This is a genomic window from Nocardia sp. BMG51109 (assembly GCF_000526215.1).
In the GTDB taxonomy this organism is placed as follows: domain Bacteria; phylum Actinomycetota; class Actinomycetes; order Mycobacteriales; family Mycobacteriaceae; genus Nocardia.
Genome location: NZ_JAFQ01000004.1, coordinates 1,244,132 through 1,255,999, shown reverse-complemented (window position 1 = coordinate 1,255,999; position 11,868 = coordinate 1,244,132). Strand labels below are relative to the sequence as shown.

6 protein-coding genes are annotated in these 11,868 nt (G+C 62.5%); 1 reads left to right on the top strand and 5 read right to left on the bottom strand.

Annotated elements, in window-relative coordinates; translation table 11 throughout:
- Positions 1 to 981: 981 nt before the first annotated feature.
- Positions 982 to 2,388, bottom strand: a complete 1,407-nt coding sequence (locus D892_RS46445) for a hypothetical protein (RefSeq protein ID WP_156959409.1) — start codon at positions 2,386 to 2,388, stop codon at positions 982 to 984.
- 453 nt (positions 2,389 to 2,841) lie between these two features.
- Between D892_RS46445 and D892_RS46440 the strand changes: the two genes are divergently transcribed.
- Positions 2,842 to 3,093, top strand: coding sequence for a hypothetical protein (locus D892_RS46440; RefSeq protein ID WP_156959408.1), 252 nt, complete (start codon positions 2,842 to 2,844; stop codon positions 3,091 to 3,093).
- A 528-nt stretch (positions 3,094 to 3,621) separates the two neighbouring features.
- On the opposite strand, the gene D892_RS0106800 is transcribed toward D892_RS46440, so the two are convergent.
- The 4 genes from D892_RS0106800 to D892_RS0106785 form a co-directional block, all read right to left on the bottom strand.
- Positions 3,622 to 4,113, bottom strand: coding sequence for an SRPBCC family protein (locus tag D892_RS0106800; RefSeq protein WP_024800525.1), 492 nt, complete (start codon positions 4,111 to 4,113; stop codon positions 3,622 to 3,624).
- A 155-nt stretch (positions 4,114 to 4,268) separates the two neighbouring features.
- Entirely contained in the window at positions 4,269 to 4,955 is a 687-nt protein-coding gene (locus tag D892_RS0106795; RefSeq protein WP_232236015.1) for an SRPBCC domain-containing protein, read from the bottom strand.
- A 122-nt stretch (positions 4,956 to 5,077) separates the two neighbouring features.
- Positions 5,078 to 9,445: a WD40 repeat domain-containing protein gene (locus D892_RS0106790; protein WP_024800523.1), complete on the bottom strand. Its 4,368-nt coding sequence runs from the start codon at positions 9,443 to 9,445 to the stop codon at positions 5,078 to 5,080.
- The gene (locus D892_RS0106785; RefSeq protein WP_024800522.1) at positions 9,442 to 10,911 is read right to left on the bottom strand and encodes a triacylglycerol lipase; all 1,470 of its coding nucleotides are present in this window, start codon (positions 10,909 to 10,911) and stop codon (positions 9,442 to 9,444) included. Before D892_RS0106785 ends, D892_RS0106790 begins: the two co-directional genes overlap by 4 nt.
- Positions 10,912 to 11,868 lie beyond the last annotated feature (957 nt).

The following is an 11,868-nucleotide window of genomic DNA, read 5'->3' as shown; positions in this document are numbered from 1 at the left end:
GCGGCCCGGGCCGACCCTTCACACCGTTCTGCGGCCACACCGGCTACAGACGGGCCACCAAACCCGATCAGGCCAGCACGTCACCGGCGCGAAATATTGAGGTTAGCAACGACGGGGGCTGCTGGGTAGCCGATTGAGGTACTCAGTCGTCCCGGTCCGATACGTCGACATGACGTGATCAAAGGACAGAGTGCTCACGATTGCCATATTGTGAGACAGCCGCAGGGAAAGCCAGCAACAAGGGGGAGTAACGACTGTGATGCCAGTTCCAGTGACGCCGACCTTCAAGGTGAACTATAACGCGTTCTCATTCCCGGCTGCCGTTGTGCCTCACGGCTCACTGGTTTTCAGTGCCGACGAACTTGCGCACGCCATGTTCACCACCGGGCGTGCTCCTGGTGACCGTCTCAACCATGGCAGGGCATCACTGTGGGAATTCCTGCACCGATCAGCTGTCATTCCGGCGTATATTCGTCGTCGCCCCTACGGCGCACTTACTCGCTCACGGCTTGCGCGTGAATTGGACAGATCGGAGCTGGTTGGCCTGTCCTATGCGCTCGGGACGGCTATGACGGGTATTTTTTGTCGTCAGGTTCTGCGTGTCGACCACCTTCTTCACATCGATCGCTACTGGTCGACATATGGCGTGAGGTTCCGGGCTGGCCGTAAGCGGGCGGACTATATCGGGCGATCCCCGGCGGGTTGGATGGTTGCTGAAGCGAAAGGTCGATCTCGGGGTATAGAGAGAGCGCTTCGCGATAAGCTCGTAGATCAGAAGCGCTCTGTGCTGTCGATCGAGTCAGCGCCACCGAGCCTCGCGCTGGGGTGTGTCGCTCACTTTCCGGGTGCTGGGGAGAACTTGGTTGTGGACGCGTTCGATCCTGACGAATCCGCTGAAGACGCGATACGGCTTGATGACTTGACGATAGACCGGTATCTATATGCCTATTACCTCCCCTTCGTCGAAGCTCTGAACCTTGGTCAACCGTACGTCGCAGACTCGGGTATCCAGATGGAAGCGGTAGATTTCGGTGTCTTCGGACTTCGAGTTAGTCTACTGCAAGGAATAGCCGATTTGATGAGGAGCATACCTACGGATGATTTGGCCGGATTCGGTGAACGGGTCTTCGCGATCATCAGTTCGGCAACCGACAGCGGCGCGCAGATCCGCCCAGACGGATCAATTATATCAACAGACTGGGCGGATGCTATACGCGAAACGGATTGGAACGTCGAATAAGAAGATGGGCCTAGGCAATAGGTTGATGCACCGTGCGCTTCGGTTTCTTCGAGGTGGGTCAGAGGGGTTTGTCCTTGGTGCTGAGAGGTGCTCCTTGTATGTGCCAGACGCACGTAGGACAGCGGCAGATACAATCCCGGAAGGAGTTCCGCATTGTTTGGGTCGATCTCGCCCGACGCCGTCTTCGTGCGGCACAGCTTCAGATAGCAGAAGTCCTTGCCGAGCCGCCACTCGGCATGGGACTGTGGTTCGCCACTGAATTCGGACAGCTGCTCCATTCGATCGAGCTGACTCTCCAGATGAGGGTTGACCCGTACCTCCTTGTGGTCCTCCAGCTTCTTGTACTGCACGAGAACGCCGCTTTTCGCCTCCACGTGGTAGTAGATGAGGTCGGCGCCCAAGACTCGCTCAGGCTCTTCGATATCTACATTCACGACGTGCATGTGGCGTTTCCCATCGCTGAATATCTGCACGTGCGTGTCCCGTCGACGTCGAGGTGTCCAGCCGGGCAGCACCTCGAGATCGTGTGCGATGAGATCCTTTTCGGACGTTTTCTTGATGCCGGCCAGCACCGAGGCCGTCGGATCGTCTGGTACCTCCCAGGTCCGCAGCTGCCTGGTGTCGAAGTCTCCCAGCCGGAGTGCAGTACGGATCGCATCGAGACCGAGTTCCCAGCGATCGGCGCCAACGGATCTGACCGGTTCCTGCCGTAGCCTCCGCAGACGGAGGAGGGTGCTTTCGAACCCTGGCAGTAACCTCACAATTGCATCCACGATGGCCTCATCAGCTGCCTGCGTTAGGACGCCGTCTCGCTCGTTGATCGCTGCCGCGACCGCGTCGCTGTGCAGCTTGCGCAGTGCACCTTGCAGAGTCGACGTTGAAATCGGCTTTGGCAGCTCACATACATTCGTGATCATCAGGCTCTGCTCACGATCCGTCACCCGATGTCCGCGCTTGGACACCACACCGACGTGGGTAAGCATCAGCGGATGCGTCCGCCTGGACACCTTGCTGAACAGAAAGGCTAGGTGAGGAAATGCCGCAGGTGGGCGATTGAGGTCGTCCGGAAAAGCTGTGGTGTAGGAGTCTCGATCCGACCGATCCGAGGTGACGAGAAAGGGCAGGCTACGAGCAAGCAGGTAGCCCATGCCGTGGACCTCCTGCCGGAATCTCGGGTTCGTATGTCTCCGAGAGCAATTCCCCTCCCTATGGTGGCCTGCTATTCGATCATGCCACAGTTCACCTCGGGGTCTGCAGGATGTCAAGGTGAAGTACCGACGACCTACGCGGGCCTTTGTTGGGCCTGGCATTCCGGCCGCTTGTGTGCGGTTCCGATGTCAGCTGCGGCGGATCGGCAGTACGGTCACGTCCGCGCTGCTCGCGGTCAGCGGGTCGGAGGTGTCAGCACACCAGACTCTTACATTCCTTAGTGGTTGCTGCACGAGTGGGTGACGGTGGTCCCAGGATAGCTCTCTTCACTACGGTTGGATCGGCATACATCCGCGCGCCTGTCGGAACTGGAGTGTGATCTGGTCGAGAATCTCTCGCGTGGCTGGCGATAAGGAGGTCGATCCCGCTGACTCGGTGATATCCGGCCGGACGTGTCGGTGAGTCAGGGTGCGGTGGGCGCCGCGGGTGGAGAAGGCAGCGATGCGGTTGCCGGACGGGGTAGTGGCCAGATCGGATTACCTGGCGAGCGGGCTGTTGACGCGCTGTGTTCTGGGTTGACGGTGTCTTTCGAGGTTCAGTATGTCGGTGGTGTGGAAGGCGAACGCATCGCCGCTGCCCAGGCGAAGGCGCTTGCTGCACTGTTGAAGTGGCAAGCGGATCAGTGCGACGTCGACCGGTGCTGAAACTCCCGCGCTGCCGACTCGGTTTCGGGTCTCGTGCTACTAGAGGTTCGCGTCAGAGCCGTGGATCGACCGGCGCGTTTCAGTGCGCGAAATCGCGAATGAATGACGAACAGTGCCCCTGAGGAATCGTACCTGCAACGCCAAGAATCGGCCTGGACTGCGGAAACGCTGTCGCAGGTCCGTGCCCCCGGCAGGACACACAAAACATGGGCAACCGTAAAACGCCTGGTCATGGTTGGTGCGTACCGGATTTGAGTGTCGCGGTGTCCTATGCCTATTGCGCTGCCGCGTGATCGCGGACGGTGATTGTTCGGGGATGGGTGGGGATCGCGCGGGCGCGGTGGAACCGCCTCGGCGGATGAACAATCAGGCATTCCAGGCGCGTCCCGCCCGGATAGGATCGCTCACCAGGAACCCGAACGTGGGAACGCAAGTGCCCGATGATGATCACGCCCCAAGATCCCGTGACCGGGCGCGCCGAGCAGCGGCCGATTGCCGTCGGAGATTCTCGTTGCTGATTGCGGCCGATCAGTTCTTCCCTTCGCGGACATCCTTCCCCTGTTCGGCGAACGCCTTGAAATCCTGCATGTGCTGTTGCGACTGCTTGTGGAAGGCGCTGGGCATTAGAAGCCCCACCAGCCGCATCAACAGGCCGCTGAACCGGTATTCGCTCTCGCTCTCCCAGAGCGTCGTCTCCGGATTGGCTTCGGTCAGCCGTTCGCGCACGGCGCTCCACATGCCCGCGCCGGCGATCTCGCGGTCGAAGTGAACGACGATCCCTGTGGGGATCCCGTGCAGGTCTGCCGGCTCCCGGCGTGTGATCGTTTCGGTGCATTCGATCTTCCGCTGCCCCGACTGCATCACGACCCGCGACTTGGTACCGAGCTGCCCGTGTATCCCACTCAGCGGCTCGTGCAGCACCAGGCCCCGCAGCCACTTCGGTAGGTGTGCCGGGTCGGCGAGCAGCTGGGCCACCCGCTCCCGCGGCAGGGTGATCTCGATCGAGTTGGTGTACTTCATCGCGCATTCTTTCTAGGTGTGGGACAACATGCTGTTGTGCTGCTCGTCCTGCTCCTCGATGGAGAGGTCTGACATCCGTCATCCGTCTCGCGATTGACACTCTCATCGGGGGTGCAAGCGCCAGGGAGGCCGGTCAGCCCACCGCAGCGGGGATGTCAGGTCGGGTCGGGTGTGTAGAACTTGGTAGTGGCCTCGACTGCGGCCGCGACGTGCTCCGGTTCGCCACCGGCGGCCAGATGAGCCTCGCCCCAGGCCGCGGCGCTGCGCCGGACGAAATCGCGCCCTTCGGGCGACTTATGGACCCCCTCGTGGTCGGCGGTCTCGCCACCGGCCAACAGCCGGGCCAGGGCGAGGAGAGCCAGGTCCCAGCCAACGCCGCCGGCACCAGGGCCGTATGCCGGGAAGAGGGGCTCCTCGACGATCGCCGCGTGGATCAGCTCGAATTCGGTGTCGCCGGTCGGGCCCGGGACCAGGCGCACTTCCACCTCGCTCGTGCCGGGCCAAGCGTCGGCGTCCGGCCCGTAGAGCCAGGACACCTTTAGCAGACGCGGCGGCTCGCACCCGAGGATCTCGCCGTGCTCACCACCGTCCAACTCGAACTTCCCGCCAAGCCGCAGATCCCCGGTGACCGGTTTCAACCAGCGATGCAGCCGCTCGGGGCTGGTAAGGGCGTCCCAGACGTCCTCGATCTGCGCTTCGTATTGACGCCGCACCTCGATGGTGTACGCGTCGCCGACGGGCACGCTGCCATTGCCCATTGCCCATTGCCCATTGCCCATTGCCCATTGCCCATTGCCCATTGCCCATTGCCCGGCGGCCAGTTCGTCCAATATGTCTTTCATGTCACGTTCCCGGCGATGGGGTACTCTAGCCTGCTCGGCAGGCCATGGCATCGTCCGGCATCCGAATTGACGGCACCGACACTGCCTGTCCGAGCGGGTGAATCGTCCCACTCCAAACACTGCTATCGCAGAATTCTCGCCATATCGATCCGGAGGACGAGCAGCCCGTCCTCTAGCGCGACTGCGAGCCGGTCGCTTCGCAGCGTAGCCATGGTGACGACAGGTGCGTCGACGGGAATGACGCGCAAGGCCGTTGTGTGAGCGGGGTTCCACAGTCGTATGGTGCGGTCTCTGCCGCCACTGACGAGGAAGGTATGTCCTTCGGCGGTAGGCCAGGTGGCAAGGGCGGTGACCGCGCCTTTGTGTCCGGACAGGGTGGTGACCGGCTGTGTGGCAGCGGCGCTCGTCGGGTCGAACAGGCGAATCGGGCCATTCGGACCGGCAGTGGCAAGTAGGGGAACGCCGGTGCTGTCGTTCGTGACGACCATCGACCGGATCGCCGCAGAACCAGTCGAGAAGGTTGCAACAGGTTGTCCCGCAGCGGGTTTCATCGGATCGACTACCCGCACATCTCCCGCGTTGTCGGCAATGGCGAGCAGCGAACCGCCGTCGTCGGCGATTATCGCGGTCAGTGCGGTGATCGGACGATCGGTCGACACGGTGGCGATCGGCTGTTGTCGGCTGGTGGCGGTGTTCCAGAGGCGAACGGCACCGGAGTCGTCTGCGCTGGCCAGTATCGGGAGCCTGTCCCGTGTGGGGATTGCGGTCATGGCAGTCACCGGGCGGCTCCCGGTGCCCGTGAGGGCACGGCTTTGTCCGAATGCCTGGTCCCACACGGAGATACCCCCTGTATAGGAACCGCTGACCAGCAGGGGGCGATCAGCGTCGGCGAAGATCGTGGTCAAGACGGTCACCTTGTTTTCTGGATCTGCGACTGTCCCGGGCGGGCGTAGGCGGTCCCCGCTCTCGGAATCCCAGACATCGATCGACGCGCTCTGACCCGCGGTGGCGAGGAACGTTGTGCCTCTGGCAGAGCGAACAGTAGCCAGAGTTGTCACAGAGCCGATGCCGGCATCCTCGTCGATGCGGGGATTTCCAACGGAGTTCGATTGTCCTGCGAGAGGATTCCACAACCGGATCGTGCCGTCGTGCGCGCTGGCGAGCAGTGTCCCGTCGGCCGCCGACGGCACCGCGGCGAGCGCCGTGATGGATTTTATGTCGGTCTCATTGCTGAGGAGTTGGATGATCGGATGCTGTTGTGTCTGGTTCAGGTCCCACATGGCTATCGTTCCGTGCCCGGCACCGGCGAGGCGTGGGCGGCGACCGGGCATGGGAAGAGCTGCCAACGCTGTTACCGTGCCGTTCGAGTGCGACAGAATGGTCTGAGGTTGTTTCCCCTCGAGAGTCGCATGATCCCAATCTCTGTGATTCCACAGCAGGATTCGACCGGGTGCCGCACCGGCAAGTGTCGGCCACGAGTGATCCAATGCCGGGATCGCGATCAACGCGGAAAGGACACTTGTCTCCAGCGAATCGAAGGTACGACCGGTCCGAGGGTCCCAGATCCGGAGCGTGCGGTCCCTCGCGGAACTGGCGAGCAGATCGCCGAAAATGGGATCTGGCAGGACCGTCAGAGCGGTGATGTCGTCGGAATGCCCGGAGTATTTCCTCAGGATACGGCCGTCGGCAGCGTCTAGTATCGCGATCGTGCCGGCACTGGCGCACGCGAGGAGGAGCTGTCCGTCCACCGTCTGACTAGCCGCCAACGCTGTTATCGAAGGACAGTTGGCGATCTTCTCGGAACGCGTCACCGTCGACTGTATGTCCCAGCGTCGGATCTCGAGGTCCTCAGCAGCGCTGACGAGTACGGATCCGGTGGCGGTATTTGGAAAGACAGCCATAGCCGTGACCGCACCGGTGTGGCCCGTCAGCTTCTTCATCAGCTTGCCGGTCACGGGGTCCCAGAGGCGGATCGTACCTTCCTGGTCTCCTCCGGCAAGCCACGTACCGCCGTCCGGAGCCGGAATCGCTGCGATCGCCCTGACCGATCCCGCGAGATCGGTCAGGGTACGAAAGTGCCTCCGCCTCCGCAGCTTTGCCCAGACCAACTCGATCATCGAATCGGCGTCGTCGACGGTTTCGGTTGCCTTGTGTTCACCGGTTGTCCGCCCGGTTGCGAGTGCCACAGCGAAGGGAAAGCTGTCCTGGTCCACTCGGCTCAGCCAATCGCGTGCGTTGGTTATCCCTTCGACGATCGGTGGAAGCGGGAACCTCCCGAACGCGGATTGCTGGGCGTCCGCACCGACCTGATCCGGATTGAGCACGGTGATGAGGTTTTTGTGGTCGGCCAGAAGGCTCCAGCCCGCGCTACCCGCGTTTGCCACATGAGTCGATAGGTACTGACGGATGTACGGATTGACTACAGTAGGTGACGCTGCGGTCTCGGATGCTGCCAACACCTCATCGGCGGATGACATCAAGGCACCGGCGATTGCAAGGTCCCGACCCGCCGCGGCATTCATATTGCCGGTGAAGTGCTCCGCGAAGGTACGGTGGGCCAATCGGTAGACGGTTTGGTCGTACTCGTTGTCGACGATCACGTAGGGCGCCGCATCGTCCACGAAGCGCTCGATGTGCTCATCCATGACCGAACTCCGCCGGATGCGTTCGTGGTCCCCGATCGCCTGGGCGACGGTGCGCCAGACCCCGTCGTGGATCGGGATTCCGTGCCCACGCGCGAAGGCCAGCCCCACCAGTATCGACTGATACGACGGATGCTTCTTGAACAACCGCGTGACGGCGAGACCGAAAAGCCCCTGGTGATTGAGCGAGAGTAGGTCGTTCCACGTGCGGTCCGAGTGCCATTCCGGGTTGCTGAGGACTTCGTGAACCGCAAGTTGTGCCATCAGGAACTGCGGGACGTGCTGTGCCACAGCGTCGGCGAATCGATCGACGTTCAGCCGAATCGACTGGTCTCGCTGTACTCGGTTGCCGAGGCGGTGCGCGACGAAGCGCCGGATAGCCTGACGGTCGGTTCGGATCGTCACGATGTCGGTTTCGGACGTGCCCAGTGCGTGTAGAAGACTCTCGTCGTCCGTCGGCTCGTCGACGTGGTCCAAGGTGCTTTTGCGGGTGCCGACCAGTAGCCGAACCGTCGGCACCTGCCCCAGCGGCTGAAGTATGTGGCCGGCCAGTTCTTCGGGGAACGCTGCCTCGTCGAGTGCGTCGATCACGATCGTGATCGGTTCGGTCCGGGCCCGCATCTCCTGCGCCAGCCAATGCCCTGCGGCGGTTATTCCTTCACCCGCTACGTCGTCGGGCATTGTGGCGCCAATGGCCTCGGCCAATCGGGCGACCACGTCTTCGGACGGGAGGCCGGTCACAGTCGTGCAGACGTCGAATACGTTGTCAGGCAAGCCTTTCGGGGTTTCGGCCAATAGTTCGGCGGAGCGTAGAGCCGCGCGCATCGCGGGGTTGGCCTGCACGATGAGGTTGCCCAGGAAGGCCGATTTTCCCGAGCCGGGAGAGCCGGTGATCACCAGTATCCCGTTCGAATTCTCGCGCAGCCAGGACACAACCTGCTGGGTGTCGTCCTCACGGCCCTCGAAGTACCAGGACTGTTCGTTGAGTACTACGTGCTCGAACGAGCCGAGACCGCCGTGAGCTTTCGTGATGAAGTGCCGCTTCACATCCGACGGCAAAATGTCGACCGCGGCAGCGAGTTGTCCTCGTGCGTCCACCGTGATGTTCGCGGGAAGCCGGACGCGGCGCTCCAGCGCAACGACATCGTCAGGAATCGGCTTGGACTGTATGACCTGCAGGCCTTTATCGCTCAGCGCCTTGGCGAGCCTGTCGAGCGATACGTCCTCGGCCGCGAACGTCGTGTCTAGGGTCTTCTGCAGGCTGCCCAGCGCGACGGCACCGTCTTTGGGAGTGGGGCTTATCAGCAGATAGTTGCCCCTGTGTTCGAGAAGGTTCAGTGCGTTCTGCACCAAGCGGGTGAAGTGCGCCGATTGGCATGCCTCGATCATCACGAGCGCCCAGGGCTGAGTGTCGTTCGGGTACCGACTCGAGACGGCCTCGGCGACGCGCTCGGGCCCGATGCCTTCCGTGCCAGGATGCTCTGGGCTGGTTCTGCTATGTATCAACGCGGCCTGATGCCCGTCGGACCAGCCGTGGCCGACCCAATACAGGATTGATCGTATGGATGGATCACCGTCGGACCATTGCCGCAGTCGCGCGCTGACGTCGTCGTGCCCTCGGTAGTGGTCGCCTTTCCTGTCTGGGCAGGACGAGCACTGTAGCTCTCGGCCGACCGGAAGCTTCCCGCAGCACGGCGCCGTGCGCTCCCAATCGATTACGTGGCATGCGAATCCGTCGAACGCACCGAAGAACCCGGCGAGATTCGCGTCGATCCCATCGATGCGTTCCCACTCGGCGGAGTCGAACTCGCCGATCGCGATCGGGAACAGTTCGACGTTGTCGGTCATCTGTCACCGCCGTCATCGACGAGTACCAGCTGTGTCACCGGTGACGTGCCGGCACCGGCCAAGGACACCCGGTACAGGCCCGGCTTGTCGATCCTTCCCATGGCGACGATCCGACCGTCACGTTTCTCCGCCGACAGCGTGATACTCCGGCTGCGCCGCCACGGATCATCAATCTCCTCCGTGACGCGCACTTTGAACCCTGTGACGCGATCAGCGCCGCTCACGCCGATCTCGAACTGGGTTCTCGCAGAGATGTTGTCGGGAAGCTCGAGTCCCAACTCGCGTCCTGCCAGCCGAGTACTCCACGGGTGGTTGAGTAGACAGTCGGAGACATCCGCGAATGCTTCGCTCGTCTTCGCGAGCGCGCCGTGCTGTTGCGGCAGGGTCTGGTAATTGGCCACCGCTGCCGACGCGCGTGGCACGGTACCGTCGCCGAGGCCGGGCTCGCGTCGTAGCATCCCCTCCGGCCGGCGAATCGGTCCGTGCTCATCGAATCGGAAGGTGTGGTGATGGCCTTCGACTCGGTCTCGCCGGTCGATCGTGACCGTGCAGATCGTGGGTTGTGCGATGCCGATCACACCGCGATGGTTGGGAATCCGCACTTCGGCCAGCTTCCGCTGGTCGGCGAAGGCGGACTCCGCCAAGCGCCGGTCTCCGCCGACCCGCACCACATCGTCCACGGTCAGCATCCGAACGTGGTTGTCCGCCTCGACACAAGGGTAGGTCGGCAGCAGATCGTAGACCCCGGGCATGGTGCGGGCGAGTGCACGCATACGCCGTGCCGGGAACGCGTGTTCGCCGCCGGAACCGAGCATGACCATCGCCATCGCAGCACCTGCGAACGGCGTACCCAATGTGACAGTCACGCCGACGTCGTCCATCGCCCCGGGGATCGCCGCAAGTGCGCGGCAGAGCATGCCACCCATCGAATGCGCCACCAAGTGGACTTTCGCATACGGCTGGCCGGATTTGCGTCTCCACGTGGTCAGGTGGCGATCGATCTCGCGGGCAAGCAGTTCGGCATTGTGCCGTACCGGTAGCCGCCAGTCGTACCCGAACTCGAGGACCGCGTCGGGGCGCCGGACAATCGTGCGTAGATCGTTGACGAGCTCGGTATAGGGATCGATGCCCTTGAGAAAGGGAGCATATGCTGGCCGCCGCAACAGGCGACCCGGAATCATGGCCGTATGGTCCGGATCGTACTTCAGCCGCTCGAACGCCGTCACGGACCCTGACCACAGCTTGACGAGCGGCCCAGGCGCCAACCCCCACAGCAGCTTTCGGCCACCATCCGAGGTGTCCACCAGCTCTGTGCCCATGATGCCGGGGATCATCACGACCGCGTCTGCGATGAGCTGCCTGCTTACGAGCCCTGCCGCGGTGAACGGCAGCGGGTCGTTCGAATCGGCGGTATCGCTAGGGAGTTCGGCATCCGGGAAGAAGTCAAGATGTAGATCTTGCTGCATCCCGATATCATCACTCGCTCTGCGGGTTACGTCGATACGATCGTGCCTCGAAAGTGGTTGCCCGGCGTGTCGGTGTGGCACGGAAACCGACATCGGAGTGAGGCACCATGGTCGCCTCACGAGCACATCGCCGAGAGACAGCGAGTTTGCCCACAAGTCCCAGATGCGCCTCGATCATTGACGGCTCCGACAGACCGGGCCCGACCAGGTAACGTCGGCGGGAATTCGTCGATCAGTCGGTGGGGACGAGCCGGTCGCCAGCGCCTTTCTTGCTGGAGTATGAACGGGAAGATTGCCGTCTGAGGAGTCTGGGGTGCCGTGGATGTCGGTGTGAGGGCTCAGGACATCCTTGACGGTCTGTCGTCAGGAGATGCTTGACGGGTCTGTCGGTTTGGCACCTGCGCCGGTGACGTAGAACCGGGTGATGGGTTTGAGGCTGCGCCGCGGTCGGACGGCGATCTCTTCCTCGCCTGTAGAACGTCGGCGATAGGTAGTGAACCGATTGGGTACTCACGGCTGCGCCCGACCCCAGCTTGCACAGTGAGTGGGCACGGCCCAACGGCTGGTTGGGGTGCTTCTGTGCCCTCAGCAGGACAAACCAACATGAGTAACTGCAAAACGCCTTGTCATCATGGGTGGCTACTCGATCTGAGCAGCGCGACCTGCTTGTGCCGGTTGCTTGCCGTTCCCATGTTCGGAGTGTCCTAGGGGGTTACTCGGGTGCGCGCGGGATGTTGCTCCGGCCAAGGTCAGGCACGCTGGCTGACCCCAGCCGAGCGCGACCAGGTCATCATCAAACGAACTGACGGCGGGCCTGCTCACATAACCTGCGAGTAGCCACGGAACCCGTTCGGCGGAGTTGGTGGCGGGCACGGCCGACAGGAATCGGGCGGGATTTCCCCATTGCGCGGCCCGGTGAGCAACCATATTGGAGTAGCAGGAGGTGGATGCATAACT

Excerpts from the sequence above, each read along its gene's own strand:
- D892_RS0106800 (WP_024800525.1), bottom strand. The coding sequence starts at position 4,113 with ATGAAGTACACCAACTCGATCGAGATCACCCTGCCGCGGGAGCGGGTG.
- D892_RS0106790 (WP_024800523.1), bottom strand. The coding sequence starts at position 9,445 with ATGACCGACAACGTCGAACTGTTCCCGATCGCGATCGGCGAGTTCGAC.
- D892_RS0106785 (WP_024800522.1), bottom strand. The coding sequence starts at position 10,911 with ATGCAGCAAGATCTACATCTTGACTTCTTCCCGGATGCCGAACTCCCT.
- D892_RS0106795 (WP_232236015.1), bottom strand. The coding sequence starts at position 4,955 with ATGAAAGACATATTGGACGAACTGGCCGCCGGGCAATGGGCAATGGGC.
- D892_RS46445 (WP_156959409.1), bottom strand. The coding sequence starts at position 2,388 with ATGGGCTACCTGCTTGCTCGTAGCCTGCCCTTTCTCGTCACCTCGGAT.